The sequence below is a fragment of the Agromyces sp. NPDC004153 genome, from assembly GCF_053603635.1.
On record NZ_JBSGFY010000002.1, the window covers coordinates 1,159,106 to 1,176,957 of the forward strand.

General features: G+C 72.5%; 19 protein-coding genes. 7 read left to right on the forward strand and 12 right to left on the reverse strand.

What is annotated here, in order from left to right; translation table 11 throughout:
• Positions 1–16 precede the first annotated feature (16 nt).
• Positions 17–778, reverse strand: coding sequence for a MerR family transcriptional regulator (locus ACWEOH_RS19395; RefSeq protein WP_452033764.1), 762 nt, complete (start codon positions 776–778; stop codon positions 17–19).
• A 49-nt stretch (positions 779–827) separates the two neighbouring features.
• On the opposite strand from ACWEOH_RS19395, the gene ACWEOH_RS19400 reads away from it, so the two are divergent.
• Positions 828–1,292, forward strand: a complete 465-nt coding sequence (locus ACWEOH_RS19400) for a DUF6194 family protein (RefSeq protein ID WP_452033766.1) — start codon at positions 828–830, stop codon at positions 1,290–1,292.
• On the opposite strand, the gene ACWEOH_RS19405 is transcribed toward ACWEOH_RS19400, so the two are convergent.
• Positions 1,289–2,074, reverse strand: coding sequence for a MazG family protein (locus tag ACWEOH_RS19405; RefSeq protein WP_452033768.1), 786 nt, complete (start codon positions 2,072–2,074; stop codon positions 1,289–1,291). The genes ACWEOH_RS19400 and ACWEOH_RS19405 overlap by 4 nt on opposite strands.
• 16 nt (positions 2,075–2,090) lie before the next feature.
• Positions 2,091–2,861: a LysE family transporter gene (locus tag ACWEOH_RS19410; protein WP_452033770.1), complete on the reverse strand. Its 771-nt coding sequence runs from the start codon at positions 2,859–2,861 to the stop codon at positions 2,091–2,093.
• 127 nt (positions 2,862–2,988) lie between these two features.
• On the opposite strand from ACWEOH_RS19410, the gene ACWEOH_RS19415 reads away from it, so the two are divergent.
• A complete protein-coding gene (locus ACWEOH_RS19415) occupies positions 2,989–4,188 on the forward strand; it encodes a Na+/H+ antiporter NhaA (protein WP_452033772.1) in 1,200 nt (399 codons plus the stop codon).
• Between the two features lie 54 nt (positions 4,189–4,242).
• On the opposite strand, the gene mfd is transcribed toward ACWEOH_RS19415, so the two are convergent.
• Complete coding sequence (gene mfd, locus ACWEOH_RS19420; protein WP_452033774.1) at positions 4,243–7,956, reverse strand: transcription-repair coupling factor; 3,714 nt, start codon at positions 7,954–7,956, stop codon at positions 4,243–4,245.
• 122 nt (positions 7,957–8,078) lie between these two features.
• Here mfd and ACWEOH_RS19425 point away from each other — a divergent pair, with 122 nt between their 5' ends.
• A complete protein-coding gene (locus ACWEOH_RS19425) occupies positions 8,079–8,804 on the forward strand; it encodes an RNase H family protein (RefSeq protein WP_452033775.1) in 726 nt (241 codons plus the stop codon).
• Here the strand turns inward: ACWEOH_RS19425 and ACWEOH_RS19430 are convergent.
• From ACWEOH_RS19430 to ACWEOH_RS19450, 5 genes are all read right to left on the reverse strand, one after another.
• Positions 8,772–9,176 (reverse strand): MerR family transcriptional regulator, encoded by a 405-nt coding sequence (locus tag ACWEOH_RS19430; RefSeq protein ID WP_452033924.1) that lies wholly within the window; start codon positions 9,174–9,176, stop codon positions 8,772–8,774. The two genes, ACWEOH_RS19425 and ACWEOH_RS19430, sit on opposite strands and share 33 nt — an antisense overlap.
• Complete coding sequence (locus tag ACWEOH_RS19435; protein ID WP_452033776.1) at positions 9,176–9,667, reverse strand: hypothetical protein; 492 nt, start codon at positions 9,665–9,667, stop codon at positions 9,176–9,178. The genes ACWEOH_RS19430 and ACWEOH_RS19435 overlap by 1 nt, the downstream gene beginning before the upstream one ends.
• Before the next feature lie 58 nt (positions 9,668–9,725).
• Positions 9,726–10,355, reverse strand: a complete 630-nt coding sequence (pth, locus tag ACWEOH_RS19440) for an aminoacyl-tRNA hydrolase (RefSeq protein ID WP_452033778.1) — start codon at positions 10,353–10,355, stop codon at positions 9,726–9,728.
• A 118-nt stretch (positions 10,356–10,473) separates the two neighbouring features.
• A complete protein-coding gene (locus tag ACWEOH_RS19445; protein ID WP_452033780.1) occupies positions 10,474–11,115 on the reverse strand; it encodes a 50S ribosomal protein L25/general stress protein Ctc in 642 nt (213 codons plus the stop codon).
• Between the two features lie 224 nt (positions 11,116–11,339).
• Positions 11,340–11,867: a gluconokinase gene (locus tag ACWEOH_RS19450; protein WP_452033782.1), complete on the reverse strand. Its 528-nt coding sequence runs from the start codon at positions 11,865–11,867 to the stop codon at positions 11,340–11,342.
• A gap of 178 nt (positions 11,868–12,045) precedes the next feature.
• On the opposite strand from ACWEOH_RS19450, the gene gndA reads away from it, so the two are divergent.
• The 4 genes from gndA (at position 12,046) to ACWEOH_RS19470 (ending at position 14,617) form a co-directional block, all read left to right on the forward strand.
• Positions 12,046–13,455: an NADP-dependent phosphogluconate dehydrogenase gene (gndA, locus tag ACWEOH_RS19455; RefSeq protein ID WP_452033926.1), complete on the forward strand. Its 1,410-nt coding sequence runs from the start codon at positions 12,046–12,048 to the stop codon at positions 13,453–13,455.
• A gap of 102 nt (positions 13,456–13,557) precedes the next feature.
• Entirely contained in the window at positions 13,558–13,911 is a 354-nt protein-coding gene (locus ACWEOH_RS19460) for a YidH family protein (protein WP_452033784.1), read from the forward strand.
• A gap of 11 nt (positions 13,912–13,922) precedes the next feature.
• Positions 13,923–14,261, forward strand: coding sequence for a DUF202 domain-containing protein (locus ACWEOH_RS19465; protein ID WP_452033786.1), 339 nt, complete (start codon positions 13,923–13,925; stop codon positions 14,259–14,261).
• On the forward strand, positions 14,258–14,617 hold the full coding sequence (locus ACWEOH_RS19470) for a hypothetical protein (protein WP_148734338.1): 360 nt from the start codon (positions 14,258–14,260) through the stop codon (positions 14,615–14,617). The genes ACWEOH_RS19465 and ACWEOH_RS19470 overlap by 4 nt, the downstream gene beginning before the upstream one ends.
• 13 nt (positions 14,618–14,630) lie before the next feature.
• Here ACWEOH_RS19470 and ACWEOH_RS19475 read toward each other — a convergent pair whose 3' ends face one another.
• The 3 genes from ACWEOH_RS19475 to ACWEOH_RS19485 are packed head-to-tail and all read right to left on the reverse strand — an operon-like array spanning position 14,631 to position 17,838.
• Positions 14,631–15,146, reverse strand: a complete 516-nt coding sequence (locus ACWEOH_RS19475) for a hypothetical protein (RefSeq protein ID WP_452033788.1) — start codon at positions 15,144–15,146, stop codon at positions 14,631–14,633.
• A 5-nt stretch (positions 15,147–15,151) separates the two neighbouring features.
• On the reverse strand, positions 15,152–16,852 hold the full coding sequence (locus tag ACWEOH_RS19480; RefSeq protein WP_452033790.1) for a long-chain-fatty-acid--CoA ligase: 1,701 nt from the start codon (positions 16,850–16,852) through the stop codon (positions 15,152–15,154).
• An 8-nt stretch (positions 16,853–16,860) separates the two neighbouring features.
• A complete protein-coding gene (locus tag ACWEOH_RS19485) occupies positions 16,861–17,838 on the reverse strand; it encodes a ribose-phosphate diphosphokinase (protein WP_452033791.1) in 978 nt (325 codons plus the stop codon).
• Positions 17,839–17,852: the final 14 nt, after the last annotated feature.

Consider the following 17,852-nt stretch of genomic DNA (forward strand, 5'->3'; position numbering starts at 1 on the left):
CCGGGTCAGGTCGGGCTCAGGTCGGCCCGCGCGTCGGGGTGGCCGGGTCGGCCGCGAGGTCGTCGAGCACGTCGGCGAGGTCGGAACCGGCGCGCAGGAGCGCGACCGATCGCGCGGCGATGCGGTCGAGGCGCACCTGCAGGATGCGGTCGGCCTCGCCGAGCCCGTCGGCGTGCCCGAGCGCACCCATGAGCTCCCGCACCGCGGGGATGCCGTATCCGGCGCGGCGCAGGGCGGCGACGATCCTCGCCTCGCGCACGGCGTGGGGCGCGTAGTGCCGGGCCCGGAGCGGCGTGATCCGGTCGGGGTGCACGAGCCGCTCGTGCTCCCAAAAGCGCAGGGTCGACGTGCGCACGTCGAGCGCCCCGGCGAGCTCGGTGATCGACATGGCGTCGCGCTCGTCCGTCGACCCGCGCACGGGCGCGTCGGCCGCGCCGGCCTCGGCCCTGATCGCGGCGAGCGCCCGCCGCGCCTGCAGCACCTCGTCGCGCTGGCGCGCAAGCTGCACGTGGACGTCGCCGATCGAGGCCGCGGCATCCGACATCGATTGCCGCCACGCGTCGGCGAGCACCTGCCTCGCGAACACCGGGCCGGCCGCGAACGCGAGCGCGCGATAGGCGCGGAGTGCGGCCACGTGGATCGGACCGTAGGCGCGATAGCCGTTGCCCGCTCGCGCTGCACGCGGGATGACGCCGAGCCGCTCGAGGTCGCGCACCTGCTGCAGCGAATCCCCCGACGCCCGTGCGACGTCGGCGGTGCGCAGCGGATGCCCCTCCACGTCTCCTCCCGCAAACCCCACAGAAGCACTTCAAGCACATGCTTGAACCATGAGCATGCAGCAGATCATCGACGAGGTGCAAGGCCTCGAGGGCGCACTCGTCGTGGTTCCCGGTCCCGGCGACGGCACGCCCGAGCTCGCGTGGGGCGACGCGTTCTTCTACTACGCGCCCGATGGGCGGATGCCGCAGCACACCCAGCCCTACGGCACGATCGTGACGAAGGACTACCCCGACGACACCGCGTCCGACCTCGGCCCCGTCGGTCGGTGGCGCGTCAACGTGCACGTCGATCGCGCCACGTTCGTCGAGCTCACGGGCGAGGAGCCGCGGCGCCTCGAACGGTCGCGGGACTTCGCCGCGGCCGACGTCGTCAACCCGCATCCCGTGTACGGCGCGCTCGGCTGGGTCTGCGTCGTCGTCCCCGGCGAGCGCACGATCGCGACGGTCCTCGGGCTCCTCCGCCGGGCGCACGACGCGGCACGCGCCCGAGCCGAACGACGGGCGGGCGCCTAACCCGCCGACGCGGTGTCGACGGCGGTGTCGGCGGTGTCGGCCTCGGCCGCGCGCACGTCGTCCTCGAGCGCACGCACCGCGTGCCGAAGCGCGCGCTCGGCGTCGAGTCCCTGCGCCCGCGCGGAGGCCACGAGCGCGAGCAGCGTCGCCCCGAGCTCCTCCTCCGTGGCGGGCGCCGGCCGGCCCGTGGTGTCCGGCGCTGCGGCACCGGTCGAACCCCCGGCACCGGTCGAGCCTGCGGCACCGGTCGAGCCAGCGGCATCCATCGACCCCGCGGCATCCGACGCGACCGCGACCCCGACGCCCACCTTCGCGGCCTTGCCGAGCACCTTCTGCGCGAGGGCGAGCGCGGGCATGCCGCGCGGGATGCCGTCGAGCACGCTCGTGCGGTGCGGCTTCTCGCCGGCCTTGAGCTCGTCCCAGAACCCGACGACGTCGTCGGCCGTCTCGGCCGTGCGGTCGCCGCCGAACACGTGCGGATGCCGCGACACCATCTTCGCGGTCATGTGCGCCGCGACGTCCTCGATGTCGAAGTCCTCGCCGGGCGTGTGCGCGGCGATGTCGGCGTGGAAGAGCACCTGGTAGAGCACGTCGCCGAGCTCCTCGATCATCTCGTCGCGGTCGCCCGACTCGATCGCGTCGATGAGCTCCCAGCTCTCCTCGACGAGGTACTGCACGAGGCTCTCGTGCGTCTGGTCGGCGTCCCATGGGCACCCGCCCGGTGCGCGCAGCTGCGCGACGATCGCGACGAGTTCCTCGAGGCGCGGGTGTTCGGCGCTCATCCGGCCAGCATAGGCGTCAGTGCAGGAAGACGAGCAGGACGCCCACCGCGATGAAGAGCAGTCCGAAGACCAGGTCGACGATGCGCTGTCCGCGTGCCGAGCGGGTGAACCGGCGCATGCCGTGCGCGGCGAGGGCGAAGAACCCCCACATCACGATGACGTCGACGATGACGACGGTCGCCGCCACGATGACGTACTGCGGGAGCAGGGGCAGGCTCGGGCGGATGAACTGCGGCAGGAACGCGAGGAAGAACACGATCGCCTTCGGGTTCAGCAGGTTCACCCACAGGCCACGACGGAACATCGACCAGCGCGACTCGGCCTGCTGACGCACCGCCGCGGCATCCGGCGCGACCTCGACGAAGGAGGACGACTCGGGCCGATCGGAGGCGCGAGCCGCACTCGACGGCCTCGCGGGGCCGGATGCCTCAGACGACTCGGATGCCTCGGTCGTCTCGGCCGGCTCGGATGCCGCGGCCCGCTCGACCGGCTCGACCGCGACCGGCCGCCGGAGGAGCTGCCGGACGCCGAGGTAGACGAGGTACGCGGCGCCCGCGTACCGGATGACGTTGAACGCGACGGGTGAGCTCGCCACGAGTACGCCCACGCCGAGGGCGACGATCGCGATGTGCACCACGAGCGCGGCCTGCTGGCCGAGGATGCCCCAGATGGAGCGGCGGAACCCGTGGCTCAGCGAGTTGCCCATCGTGTTGATCGCGCCCGCCCCGGGCGTGAAGCTGATGACGAAGCACGCGGCGAGCAGCGTGATCCAGAGCGAGAACGACACCGGCACAGCGTAGCCCGAGCGGCGTCGCTAGACTCGCCCACGGAGAGCCGGGAAGCCTGGTCGGCCGACGCGACGGCGTCGACACCCTTCACCGACCGGCGATTCACCTCGCCAGACAGGGGCTCCCATGTCGTTCCTCCGCTCCGAGCGTGTCGCCGCGGCGCTGCTGCTCGCCGCCGCCGTGCTCGGCCTCCTCATCGCGAACCTGCCGGTCGGGGCGTCCGTCATCGCGGTGAAGGATGCGCACCTCGAGATCCCGTTCCTGCGCGTGGACCTCTCGACCGGGCACTGGATCACCGACGGCCTGCTCGCGATCTTCTTCTTCATCGTCGCGGTCGAGCTGAAGCGCGAGCTCGTGATCGGCGAGCTCAATTCGCTGTCGAAGGCGATGCTCCCCGCCATCGCCGCGATCGGCGGCGTCGTGGTGCCGGCGGCGATCTACCTGGCCTTCACGGCGGGCGGCGAGACGGTCGACGGCTGGCCCATCCCCACCGCCACCGACATCGCCTTCGCGCTGGGCGTGCTCGCGGTGTTCGGACGGTTCATCCCGACGCGCGTGCGGGTCTTCCTGCTCGCGCTCGCCGTGCTCGACGACCTCATCGCGATCCTCATCATCGCGTTCTTCTTCACGACGGACGCCGACCTGTCGTACCTCGGCTACGCGGGCATCTCCATCGCGCTCTTCGGCGCCGTCAGCCGGCTCATGAAGCCGCGGTCGGCGTACATCCTCTCGCGACGACCGCAGTGGCCGATCATGGCGGTGCTCATCGTGCTCGCCGTGCTGACGTGGTACTTCACCTACCGCTCCGGCGTGCACGCCACGATCGCGGGCGTGGCACTCGGCCTCGTGATGTCGCGGCGTCCGGCCGGTCGCGCCGCGCATGCGCTCGAGCCGTGGTCGAACGGCGTGATCCTGCCGCTGTTCGCGTTCACCGCGGCCATGGTCGTGGTGCCGCAGCTGAGCCCGGCCGAGCTCGACCCGGCCTTCTGGGGCATCCTCGTGGGCCTGCCCGTCGGCAAGCTCGTCGGCATCGTCGCGGCCGGGCTGGTCGGCGCGCTCGTGGCGCGGAGCCGTTCGGGGACGCCGCTCACGTTCGCCGACCTCGCGGTCGTCGGCGCGCTCGGCGGGATCGGCTTCACCGTGTCGCTGCTGATGAACGAGCTCGCATTCGCGCGCCTGCCCGGCGTCCGCGACGAGGGCACGCTCGCCGTGCTGCTCGGCTCGGGCATCGCGATCGTGCTGTCGGCCGCCGTGGTGACCGCGCGGTCGCGGCATTACCGACAACGCGGCGAGCGCGCCGGGCAGGGCGGCCCGTTCTCGCACTAGCGCCCGGGCCTCGACTCGCGCGCGACTCGAGCCCGGTCGAGCGGATGCCGCGACTCAGCCCGCGGCCGCGGCCGGCGCGCCCGCGGCATCCGTCTGGCCCGAGGCGGGCTCGGGTGCGGGGAAGATCGCGGTCACGAGCTTCGCCACCCACTCGATGAGGTCGGCATCGTCGGGCAGCTCGCCCCCTGGCATCGGGAACGGCACGAGGATCACGTCGTTCTGCGCGAAGTGCTTGGCACCCGGGTACAGGCGTTCGAGCCGCACGCGCCGTGAGTCGGGGATCTTCGCCGGCGCGATGCGCAGCTTCGAGCCCGTGGCGATGACGTCGGAGAGCCCGGCGAGCTGGGCGGTGCGCCGCAGCCGGGAGATCGCGACGAGGTGCTTGACCGCCTCGGGTGGCGCGCCGTAGCGGTCGACGAGCTCGTCGAGCACGGCGTCGATCTGCCCCTCCTTCGCCGCAGGGCCGCTCGCGGCCGATAGCTTCTGGTAGGCCTCGAGCCGCAGGCGCTCGGAGTCGACGTACTCCTCGGGGATGTGCGCGTCGACCGGCAGCTCGAGCCGCAGCTCGGTCTGGCCCTCGGCGACGTCGCCGCGGAACGCCGACACCGCCTCGCCGATCATGCGCAGGTAGAGGTCGAAGCCGACGCCGGCGATGTGGCCCGCCTGCTCGGCGCCGAGCAGGTTGCCGGCGCCGCGGATCTCGAGGTCCTTCAGGGCGATCTGCATGCCGCCGCCGAGCTCGTTGTTCGCGGCGATGGTCGAGAGCCGGTCGTGGGCCGTCTCGGACAGCGGCTTGGCCGGGTCGTAGAGGAAGTACGCGTAGGCCCGCTCGCGACCGCGACCGACGCGACCGCGCAGCTGATGCAGTTGCGAGAGGCCGTACTTGTCGGCGCGGTCGATGATGATCGTGTTCGCGTTCGAGATGTCGAGACCGGTCTCGATGATCGTCGTCGACACGAGCACGTCGAACTTGCGCTCCCAGAAGTCGACCACGATCTGCTCGAGCACGTGCTCGTTGAGCTGGCCGTGCGCCACCGCGATTCGGGCCTCGGGAACGAGCTCCGCGAGCTGCGCGGCGGCCCGGTTGATCGACGAGACCCGGTTGTGCACGAAGAACACCTGGCCCTCGCGGAGCATCTCGCGGCGGATCGCGGCGGCGACCTGCTGCTCGGAGTAGGGGCCGACGAAGGTGAGGATCGGGTGGCGGTCTTCAGGCGGGGTCGCGAGCGTCGACATCTCGCGGATGCCCGTGACCGCCATCTCGAGCGTGCGCGGGATGGGCGTCGCGCTCATCGCGAGAATGTCGACGTTGGTCTTCAGCTTCTTCAGCTGGTCCTTGTGCTCGACGCCGAAGCGCTGCTCCTCGTCGATGATGAGGAGCCCCAGGTCCTTGAAGCTCACCTTCTCGGTGAGGATGCGGTGCGTGCCGATGACCATGTCGACGGTGCCGTCGGCGAGCCCGGCGACGGTCTCGCGCACCTCCTTGTCGGTCTGGAACCGGCTGAGGGCGCGCACGTGCACCGGGAATCCGGCGAACCGCTCGGAGAACGTCTCGAGGTGCTGCCGCACCAGCAGGGTCGTCGGCACGAGCATCGCGACCTGCTTGCCGTCCTGGATGGCCTTGAACGCGGCGCGCACGGCGACCTCGGTCTTGCCGAAGCCGACGTCGCCCGCGAGCAGGCGGTCCATGGGGATGGGCCGCTGCATGTCGGCCTTGACCTCGTCGATGGTCTGCAGCTGGTCGGGCGTCTCGGCGAACGGGAACGCCTCCTCGAGCTCGTGCTGCCACGGGGTGTCGGGCCCGAACGCGTGGCCCTTCGCCGCCATGCGCGCGGAGTAGAGCTTCACGAGCTCGACCGCGATCTCGCGCACGGCCTTGCGCGCGCGGCCCTTCGCCTGCGCCCAGTCGCTGCCGCCCATCTTCGAGAGCGACGGCGCCTCGCCGCCGACGTAGCGGCTCAGCAGGTCGAGCTGGTCGGTGGGCACGAACAGGCGGTCGCCGGGCTGGCCGCGCTTCGAGGGCGCGTACTCCAGCACGAGGTACTCGCGCACGGCCGTGGGCGCCTGCTGGATGCCGGCGGTGCGACTCGGCCCGGTGGGCCGGCTGCCGGTCGCGACCTCGCGCTGCACCATCTCGACGAAGCGGCCGATGCCGTGCGTCTGGTGCACGACGTAGTCGCCGGCCTTGAGCTGCAGCGGATCGACGACGTTGCGCCGCCGCGTGGCGAGCTTCTTGTTCTGCCGCGCGTCGTACCCGGCCGAGCGGCCGTAGAACTCCGCCTCGGCGATGAGCGCGAGCTTCGCCTCGGGCACCTCGAAGCCGCGCGCGGCGTCGGCCTGCACGAGGTACGCGACGCCGGGATCGAGGTCGGCGGGCACCGACTCGACGATGCGCGCGGCCAGCCCCGCCTCGGCGAGCACGTCGCGTGCGCGCTCGACGAGTCCATGGCCGGCGGATGCCACGACGAGGCTCCACCCGTCGCGCAGCCGCTCGGCGGCGTGGTCGATGGCGCCCGCGACGTTGCCGGCGAAGCTCGGCATCGCATTCGCGGACACGCGCACGTAGTCGGATGCGGCCGCAGCCGCTGCTGCCGCGGCCTCGTCGGCGCCGGATGCCGCGACGACCGCCGCGGCGTCGCCGAGGTCGAAGCCCGAGAAGGTCCACCACGCGCGGCGCGGGTCGGGCTCGCCGGGCGCGCTGAACAGGGCCGCCTGTCGGAACTCGCGGACCGTGAGGAAGTCGCCCGCCGCGAGGTCGATCGGCGCCTCGGCGCCCGCAGTGGCCGCGCTCCACGCGGCGCTCAGGAACTCCCGGTTCGTCTCGGCGAGGCTCACGGCACGGCCGGTGACGCGCTCGGGCTGCAGCACGGCGACCGCGGCGCCCTCGGGCAGGTAGTGCGCGAGCGGCACGAGCCGTTCGAGCAGCGCCGGGGCGAGCGACTCCATGCCCTCGACGGGGATGCCCTCCGCGACCTTCTCGAGGAGCCCCGCGAGGCTCGGGAACTCGTGCACCATCTCGCGGGCGCGCTGGCGCACCGACGGCGTCAGCAGCAGCTCACGGCTCGGCGCGAGCGCCACGCGCTCGACCGGCTCGGGCAGCGATCGCTGGTCGGCGACGGAGAACGCTCGCAGCTCCTCGACCTCGTCGCCGAAGAACTCCACGCGCACGGGGTGGTCGGCGGTCGGCGGGAACACGTCGAGGATGCCGCCGCGCACCGCGAACTCGCCGCGCCGGGCGACCATGTCGACGCGCGCGTAGGCGAGGTCGACGAGCCGCGCCGCGAGATCGGCGAGGTCGTAGCCGCGCCCGCCGGCGACGAGCTCGATCGGCGCGAGCCCGGCGAGGTTGTCGGCGAGCGGCTGCAGCGCGGCGCGCACCGACGCGACGATGACCAGCGGATGCCGCGAGCCCTCGTCGGCCCACTCGCGCATGCGTCGCAGGGCGTGCAGCCGGCGCCCGACCGTCTCGGCCGACGGGCTGAGCCGCTCATGCGGCAACGTCTCCCAGGCGGGGAACTCGAGGATCTCGGCGTCGTCGAGGTACGGCGCGATCGACGAACGCACTGATTCGCCCTCGCGGCTCGTCGCCGTGACGACGAGGAGCGCGGGCGGCAGCCCCGCCTCGGCGCGCCGGGCGAGGAGCCCCGCGAGCAGTGGCGCATCGAGCCCGGCGGGCGACGAGAAGTCCGCGTTCCGCAGGGCTTCGGCGAGTGCGCCGTCGATCGTGGAGGCGCGCGAAAGCGCCGTGTTCAAGCCCTGCAGGATCACCGTAGGAGTCTACGCCCGGCCACCGACGCGGCATCCGGAGTGCGCTCGCCGCGAACGGCGTGACGCGAACGCCGTGACGCCCGCTCCCGCTAGCATGAGCGCCGGACGGAAGGACACCCTGCATGATCATCGCCGCAGCCGACGGATCCGCCCTCGGCAACCCAGGCCCCGCCGGTTGGGCCTGGTACGTCGACGACACGTGCTGGGCGGCCGGCGGCTGGCCGCGCGGCACGAACAACCAGGGCGAGCTCACGGCCGTGCTCGAGCTGTTCCGGGCGACGGCGCACCTCGACGACGAGCTGCTCGTGCAATGCGACAGCCAGTACGTGATCAACGCCGTCACGAAGTGGATGGCCGGCTGGAAGCGCAAGGGCTGGCGCAAGGCCGACGGCAAGCCCGTGCTCAACCTCGAGCTGCTGCAGGCGCTCGACGCGGCGACCCAGGGCCGCCGCTACCGGTTCGAATGGGTGCGCGGGCACGCGGGACATCCGGCCAACGAGGCGGCCGACGAGCGCGCCCGCGCGGTCGCGCTCGCCTACCAGCAGGGCCGCCGCGACGTGCCGAGCGGTCCCGGGTGGACGGGCGCCTGCGAGCCCGCGACGGATGCTGCGGCATCCGTGACCCACGCGAGCGCCGCAGAGGCGACGGTGAGGCCGCCGAGCGCGCCCGCGGCGACCGCGCTCGAGGACCGCGCCGCCGAGGACGCGACGCTCTTCGACTTCGACGACCCGGCCGCCGACTGGACCACGCTCTCGCTCGAGCTCACGACCGAGGAGCACGCGCGGCTCGTCGAACGGGCGCGTGCCGCAGGCGTCTCACCCGAGGAGTTCCTCCGCGGGCTGATCTGACCGGCCGAGGGCGTCGATCACGGGGCACTCGCCGGGCCGCGGCGCCTCCTCGGCGAGCGCGACGAGCGCGGCGCGCACCCGGAGCAGGTCGTCCACGCGGCGATCGAGGTCGGCGAGCCGGTCGCGCGCGAAGCCGTCGACCGGCGGCGGCGCGCCGCGGTCGGCGACCTCGAGGAACCCGGCGATCTCGGAGAGCGTGAACCCGAGCGCCTTGGCGCGACCGATGAAGCGCACGCGCGCCGCGGTCGCCTCGGGGTAGCGCCGGTAGCCGCCGTGGCTCCGTCCCGGTTCGGCGATGAGGCCGCGTCGCTCGTAGAAGCGGATGGTGCTCACGGGCACGCCCGCCGCAGCCGCGAGGTCGGAGGTGAACATCACGCCGGCGCCGGCGCCGTCCGCGACGACGACATTCGCCGACTCCGCCACTGCGCCACGAGACCCGCGCCCTGCAGCACCGCCCAGGCCAGCTCCAGTACGAGGAACAGCGCGAGCAGCGCGCTCGCTCCCGAGGCCAGTGCGACGACCATCCATGCCGAGAACGCTACGCGGCCGACCGTGTCGATCGCGATGAGGTCCATGATCGGATGACGCAGCCTGGCGATCGCCCACATCGTGACGACCGTCCCCATCATGCTGAGGAACATGAGCTCGACCGGTCCGAACTCCGGCAGCGGCGCGCCGCCGAGCCCGAGCGCCGTGTGGATCCTGCGTTGGAGGTCGAGCATGGCGGTCGCGGTCCACGGCGTCGCGAACGCGACCGTCACGACGAGGTCGTAGAGCGCTCCTGCGCGCCCGAATCGGACAGGGGCGGGCCGGTTCGCGAAGGGGGCGGGGCTGACGGAGACGTGAGTCAGTGACTGGGTCATGCCGTCATCATCGAGCCTGCACCCCGGTGCAGGGTCAAGTCCCGAGGTCGCTGAACCCCTACGCCGGCGAGTGGAACCGCTGCTGCGCGGCCACGAGACCGTGCTCGACGATCGCCTCGACGGCGTCCGCGGCATCCGACACGAGGTTCGGCACCGCCTGGCGCTCGGCGCCCGAGAACTCCTTGAGCACAAAATCGGCTGAGTCCTGGCGGCCCGGTGGGCGGCCGATGCCCACCCGCACGCGCGTGAAGCCACCGCCGTCGAGCGCCTTCGTCACGTCGCGCACCCCGTTGTGGCCGCCGTGGCCGCCGCCCTGCTTGAGCCGCACGGTGTCGAACGGGATGTCGAGCTCGTCGTGCACGATGACGACGCGGTCGACGGGCAGGGAGTAGTACTTGACGAGCGCCGACACGGGTCCGCCCGACGTGTTCATGTAGCTGTTCGGCTTCGCGATGACGAGCTTGGGGCCGCCGGGGCTGAGGAAGCCCTCGGCCACGCGCGACGGCGTCTTGTGCGACTTGAACGTCGCGCCGATGCGCGACGCGAGCTCGTCGGCGACGAACTGGCCGACGTTGTGCCGCGTCGCGGCGTACTGGGCGCCGGGGTTGCCGAGCCCGACCACGAGCCAGGTGTTGTCGGCCACGGAGTCGTCCTTCCGGCGGGAGCGCAGGCGGTCGAGGAGGCCCATGGGCGGCTCCTCTCGACGGCGCGGAGTTCGGGGGAAACGGGGCGGGGCCTGCGGCCCGCAGTCCGAGCGTACCCGGATGCGGTGCCGCAGGCCCCGTGCGCGTGTGGGCGCCGAGCGACTACTCGGCGGACTCGGCGGCAGCCTCCTCGGCGGCCTCCTCGCCCTCGACGGCCTCCTCGCCCTCGGCCTCTTCGGCCTCTGCCTCTTCGCCCAGGTCGACCTTCTGCGGGACGTGGACGTTGACGACGAGCGTCTCGGCGTCGCTCACGAGGGTCGCGCCCTTCGGGAGCTCGACGGCGCCGGCCAGGATCTGGGTGCCCTCCTCGAGGCCCTCGATCTCGACGACGATCCGCTCGGGGATGTGGGTCGCCTCGACCTCGAGCAGCAGCGTCTTCGCGTCGAGGTCGGCGATGGTGCCGGTGAACGGCTCGCCCTCGAGGTGCACGGGCACCTCGACCTGGACCTTCTCGCCGCGCTTCACGACGATGAGGTCGAGGTGCTCGATGACCTGGTGCACCGGGTCCTTCTGCACGTCCTTCACGAGGGCGAGCTGGCTCTTGCCGTCGATCTGCAGGTCGAGCACGGCGTTCGCCTTGCGGATCAGGAGGCCGACCTGGTGGCCGGGGAGAGTGAGGTGCTGCGGCGCGGTGCCGTGACCGTAGAGCACGGCCGGGATCTGGCCGGTGGCGCGGATCTTGCGCGCCGCACCCTTGCCGAACGTGTCGCGGGTGCCGGCTTCGACCTTGTTGTCTTCATCCATGGTGGTTCTCCTTGCGGGCTCGCGGCCCAGATGGGGGTGTCTGTCGTCTCGACTCGAACGCGCGGCATGTGACATGCGCTGATGCGTGAGGAAACAGCCGTGAAGCCTGGTTCCACCGCGTCGATCACGGATGCCCCGCCCGCCGCTCTCGCGGATGGCCGGGCCTCCCTCGCCGAAGTATGTCGATCGCCCGCGCCGCTGACGCGGGAGACCAAGGGGTGAGTCTACCAGCCCCGCTCGATGGCCGCGATCGCCCGCGAGACGACCTCGTCGACCGAGCCGACGTTGACGACGCGGGTGCCGGCTTCGTCGGCCTCGAGCGGCTCGAGGGCCTCGAGCTGCGAGGCGAGGAGCGACGCCGGCATGAAGTGGCCGGGGCGCGATCCGAGCCGGTCGGCGAGCTCGTCCGTCGGCACGACGAGCTCGACGAACGCCGCGTCGGGGCACGCCCCGCGGATGACGTCGCGGTAGCCCCGGCGCAGCGCCGAGCACGCGATGACCCGTCCGGTCTCGCCTGCTGCGAGCTCCTCCCCCACGACTCGCAGCCACGGGAGCCGGTCGACGTCGTCGAGCGGCACGCCGGCGCGCATCTTCTCGACGTTGGCGGCGGGATGGAGGTCGTCGGCGTCGACGAACGAGAGGCCGGGGAACCGGGCCGCGAGTCGCTCCGCGAGCGCGGCGCCCACCACGGACTTGCCGGCGCCGCTCGGTCCCATGACGACGAGGCGGGGCGGCGATGGCGGGGCGGTCATGCGTGGCAGGGTAGCCGAACGGCCCCGCCGGGGCATCCGCCGCACGGCCCTCACCGCAACAGCGCGCAACGGTGAGCCGCGCTCACAGTACGCTGGTTGGCGACCCCCCGAACTCACGAGGAGAGCTTTCGTGCCTGCAAACGGATCAGCAAATATCGGCGTCGTCGGACTCGCGGTGATGGGGTCGAACCTCGCCCGCAACCTGGCCAGCCGTGAGGGCAACACCGTCGCGGTGTTCAACCGATCCCCCGAGCGCACCCGCACGCTCACCTCCGAGCACCCCGAGGCCGGGTTCGAGGCGGCCGAGGGCTACGACGAGTTCGTCGCCTCCCTCGCGAAGCCGCGCACGGCGATCATCATGGTGCAGGCGGGCAAGGGCACCGACGCGGTGATCTCCGAGCTCGTCAAGCGCTTCGAGCCGGGCGACATCATCGTCGACGGCGGCAACGCGAACTTCCACGACACCATCCGCCGCGAGGCCGAGATCGCGCCGACCGGCATCCACTTCGTCGGCATGGGCGTCTCGGGCGGCGAGGAGGGCGCGCTCCACGGCCCGTCGCTCATGCCCGGCGGCACGGTGCAGTCCTACGAGACGCTCGGCCCGATCCTGCAGACCATCGCGGCCGTCGCGCCCGACGGCGAGCCCTGCGTGACGCACGTGGGCACCGACGGCGCCGGCCACTTCGTGAAGATGGTGCACAACGGCATCGAGTACGCCGACATGCAGCTCATCGCCGAGGCCTACGACCTGATCCGCACGGGCACCGGCAAGACCCCGGCCGAGATCGCCGACGTCTTCGCCGAGTGGAACACGGGCGAGCTCGAGAGCTACCTCATCGAGATCACCGCAGAGGTGCTGCGCCAGGTCGACGCCGAGACGGGCAAGCCGCTCGTCGACGTCATCCTCGACTCGGCCGGCGCCAAGGGCACCGGCGCCTGGACGGTGCAGAACGCGCTCGAGCTCGGCGTTCCCGAGTCGGGAATCGCCGAGGCCGTGTTCGCGCGCAGCCTCTCGTCGAAGCGCGCCCAGCGCGACGCGGCCGCCGACCTCCCCGGCCCGTCGACCGAGTGGACGGTCGACGACCCCGAGGCCTTCATCGAGGACGTGCGCCAGGCGCTCTACGCGTCGAAGATCATCGCGTACTCGCAGGGCTTCGACGAGATCGTCTCGGGCGCCGAGCAGTTCGGCTGGGACATCCACAAGGGCGACATCGCGAAGATCTGGCGCGCGGGCTGCATCATCCGCGCCCGCTTCCTCAACCGCATCGCCGAGGCCTACGCCGACGACCCGTCGCTCGTCGCGCTCGTCGTGGCGCCGTACTTCCGCGACGCCGTCACGAGCGCGCAGGAGAGCTGGCGCCGCGTCGTCGCGACCGCGGCGCAGGCGGGCATCCCGACGCCCGCGTTCTCGTCGTCGCTCGCCTACTACGACGCCCTGCGCGCGAAGCGCCTCCCCGCCGCCCTCATCCAGGCCCAGCGCGACTTCTTCGGCGCGCACACCTACCAGCGCGTCGACAAGCCCGGTGTGTTCCACACGCTCTGGTCGGGCGACCGCTCGGAGATCGAGACGACGCCTTCGTCGCACTAACGACCCGCGACGCGGGCCCGCGACGCGCATCCGGCGCCCCACGCCCGGAGCCGTGACGCCCTCCTCGCATTAGGCTGGATGCCCGAGGCGAGGAGGGCGTCGATGCGCACACCGGCGTGGCAGCACGAGGGCGACGACCCCGACTACCGCTTCACGCTCGCGAACGAGCGCACGTTCCTCGCGTGGATCCGCACGGCGCTCGCGCTCCTCGCCGGCGGCGTGCTGCTGCACCAGTTCGCCGCAACGCTCGAGCCGCGCGTCGTGCTCGTCTCGGTGTCCGTGGCGCTCGGCCTCATCGCGGCCGTGCTGAGCGTCGTGTCCTACACGCGGTGGCGCGCCAACGAGATCGCGATCCGACGACGCCGTCCGCTCCCCTACAGCTGGGTGCTGCCGGCGCTCGCCGGGGCGTGCCTGCTCACCGCGGCCGTGCTGACCTTCCTCCTCCTGGTGTCCTGAACGGTGCTCCCGTGACCACCTACCGCATCCCCGCCACCGGCGATCCCGGCCTGCAGCCCGAGCGCACGTCGCTCTCGTGGGTCCGCACGTCGCTCGCGATCGCCGTGAACGCGCTGCTCGCGCTCCGTGCGGGCCTCGTGGCGGGCGAGCCCGCGCTGCTCGCGGTGGGCGCGCTGCTGTTCGCGGCCGCGGGCGCCGCGGTCGTCGTCGGCGCCGTGCGTCGGCGGCAGCTCATGGGCGAGACGCTCACGATCACGCCGCCGCGCGGGGTCCTCGTCGGCGTCGCGGTCACCACGCTCGTCGCGAGCGCGGCCGGCGTGGCCTCGATCCTCGTGGAGGGCCGGCGATGAGCGAACGCCACCCCGAGCTCGAGCCCGACCCGTTCGACGAGGCCCCCATGCCGGGCGAGCGGCGACGCAGGGTGCTGCGCATCGCCGTCCTCGTGGCCCTCGCCGCGATGGTGATGCCGCTCGTGCTCTCGTCGGTCGCCGTGGCGCACTCCTCGGCGGAGCGCACGTGCGCCGTCGTCGTCGCCGGCTACGACACGGATGCCGCGGGCGGCCGCGTCGCGTTCGAGTTCTTCGGCCCGGGCGGCCCGGGCTGGCTGTGCTACGAGATCCGGGGCGACGGCGGCAGCCGCCTCGTGGCCAACCTCGGCATCATGCCGTCGGGCCCGCAGCCGGCGCCGACGGGCGTCCGCACGTAGGCGTCCGTGCTCGTCAGTCGCTCGCGCCGTGCTCCGCCACGTCCGGCAGGAACACGCGCTTGTACTTCCGCCCGTCGGGCAGCTCGACGGTGGTCGCCTCCAGCAGCCCGCGGTTCACGCGCTGGTAGATCGCCTGCGGCGTCACGCCGAGCCGCTTCGCGGCATCCGACACCGAGAGCCCGGGCAGGTCGGTCGGCACGCTCGACGGCCGCTCCCGCTTGCGTCGGCGGCTCGCCTCCTGTCGCTCCGCGATGGCGTCGTCGCCGCCCGCCCAGCGGTACTTCGCCGCCGACGCGCTGAGGCCCGCGGCATCCGCGACCTCGTCCCACGAGGCGCCGCCGTCGAGCGCCTCGCGCACGGCCGCGAGCGCCGCAGGGTCGGCATCGAGGGCGGCCGCGAGCGCACGGATGCCGCGGAGCCGCTCGAGCGGCGCGGCATCCGCACGGCCCGTCGAACCACCCGACGCCCCGGACTCGAGCGCGACGAGCCGCGCGAGCGCGCCCGCGGACTCGCCCGAGAGGAACGGCACGGCGTTCAGCCCTCGAGGAGCCCGTTGCGCACCTGGCGGCGCAGCACCTTGCCGATGAGCGACCGAGGGAGGTCGTCGGCCTGCACCACGCGCTTCGGCACCTTGTAGGGCGTGAGCCCGGCGCGCGCGAACTCGCGGATCGCGGCGGCGTCGAACGTCGCGCCCTCCTTCAGCACGACGACCGCGACGACCTGCTCGCCCGAGTGCTCGTCGGGCAGGCCGACGACCGCGCAGTCCTCGACGTCGGGGTAGGCGCGGAGGGCCTCCTCGACCTCGCTCGGAGCGACGTTGAAGCCGCCCGTGATGATGAGCTCCTTGATGCGGTCGACCACGCGCACGAAGCCCTCGTCGTCGATCGCCACGATGTCGCCGGTGCGGAACCAGTCGGCGCCGCCGTCGTCGGCGGGCACGAACACGGCCTCGGTCTCCTCGGGCTTGCGCCAGTACCCCGAGAACACCTGCGGCCCGCGCACGATGAGCTCGCCCTCGGCGCCCGGCTCGCGGTCGCGCGTGGGCTCGTCGGGGTCGACGACGCGCACCTCGGTCGACGGCAGCGGCAGCCCGACCGTGCCCGCCTTCCGGCTCGGCGCGACGGGGTTGGCCATGAGCACGGGCGAGCACTCGGAGAGGCCGTAGCCCTCGACGAGGTAGCCGCCCGTGGCGGCCTCCCACGGCTCCACGACCTCGGCCGACAACGGCATCGCGCCCGAGATGGCGATCTCGATGCCCTGCAGCGACACGCCCTCGGCCGCCGCCGCCTTCGTGAGCCGGTCGTAGATCGGCGGCACCGCGGGGAAGAACGTCGGCGGATGCTTCTTCACGACCTTCAGCACGAGGTCGGCCTCGAACCGCGGGAAGAGCACGAGGCGCGATCCCATGCTCATCGCGAACGTCAGGCACAGCGTGAGACCGTAGGCGTGGAACATCGGCAGCACGGCGTAGACGACCGACGTGCCGCGCTCGACCTGCGGCACCCACGCGCGCGCCTGCGCCGCGTTCGCGCCGAGGTTCGCGTGCGTCAGGGTCGCGCCCTTGGGGCTGCCGGTGGTACCGCTCGTGTATTGGATGAGCGCGACGTCCGAGGCCTCGGGGCCGATGATGTGCGCGTCGACGGGGGCGGATGCCACGAGCTCCTGCCACGGCGTCGTGCCGCGCACCTTCGTGGTGAGCGCGGCCCGCGCCTCCCGTGCCCTCGCGATCGGCAGCCGCAGCATCGCCCGCGTGAGGAACGGCATCGCACGGGTGACGTCGACCGACACGATCGAGGCCACCGCGACATCCGCCGGGAAGTCCTGGATCGTGCCGACCACCTTGTCCCAGGTGATCACGACGCGGGCGCCGTGATCCTCGAACTGGTGGCGCAGCTCGCGCGGCGTGTAGAGCGGGTTGTGCTCCACGACGATGGCGCCGAGGCGCAGCACCGCGTAGAAGGCGACGACGTGCTGCGGGCAGTTCGGCAGCACCAGCGCGACCGGGTCGCCCTTCTGCACGCCGAGGATGCGCAGGCCCTCGGCCGCGCGCTCGATCTGGTCGACGAGCTGCCCGTAGGTCGTCGTGGCGCCGAAGAACTCGAGCGCAACGTGGTCGCCGTACTGGTCCGCGGAGCCGCGCACGAGGTCGTAGAGCGACCCCTCGAACGCCTCGATGTCGTCGGGCACGCCCTCGGCGTAGGAGGCCAGCCAGGGTCGCGGGGTCGAGATGGCCATCGGTCGGCCTATGCGGCGCCGTCGAACATGCTCGTCACCGAGCCGTCCTCGAACACCTCGTGGATGGCCCGGGCCAGCAGCGGCGCGATGGGCAGCACCGTGAGGCGGTCCCAGCGCTTCTCGGGCGGGATGGGGAGCGTGTCGGTGACGACCACCGCGTCGATCGACTCGTTCTGCAGGATCTCGACGGCCGGGTGCGAGAACACCGCGTGCGTCGCCGCGACGACCACGCCGATCGCGCCGTTGGCCTTCAGCGCCTCGGCGGCCTTGACGATCGTGCGGCCGGTGTCGATGAGGTCGTCGACGAGGAGGCACACGCGGCCCTCGACGGTGCCGACGATCTCGTGCACCGACACCTGGTTGGGCACCAGCGGGTCGCGGCGCTTGTGGATGATCGCGAGGGGCACGCCGAGCTTGTCGCTCCAGATGTCGGCGACGCGCACGCGGCCCATGTCGGGCGAGACGACCGTGAGGGTCGTCGGGTCGAGCCGCGCCTTGAAGTGCTCGAGCAGCACAGGCATCGCGAAGAGGTGGTCGACGGGGCCGTCGAAGAAGCCCTGGATCTGCGCCGCGTGCAGGTCGATCGACATGATGCGGTCGGCGCCGGCGGCCTTGTAGAGGTCGGCGACGAGCCGTGCCGAGATGGGCTCGCGACCGCGGCCCTTCTTGTCCTGGCGGGCGTAGGGGTAGAACGGCGAGACGACCGTGATGCGCTTGGCCGACGCGCGCTTCAGCGCGTCGATCATGATGAGCTGCTCCATGAGCCACTCGTTGATGGGCGACGTGTGCGACTGGATCACGAAGGCGTCGGTGCCGCGCACGCTCTCGTCGAAGCGGGCGTAGATCTCCCCGTTGGCGAAGGTGCGCGCATCGGTGGGCATGAGCTCCGTGCCGAGCTCCTCCGCGATCTGCTCCGCGAGCTCGGGGTGGGCCCGGCCGGAGACGAGCACGAGGCGCTTCGATCCGGTGGTCTCGATTCCCGACATGTGGTGTGTCCTCT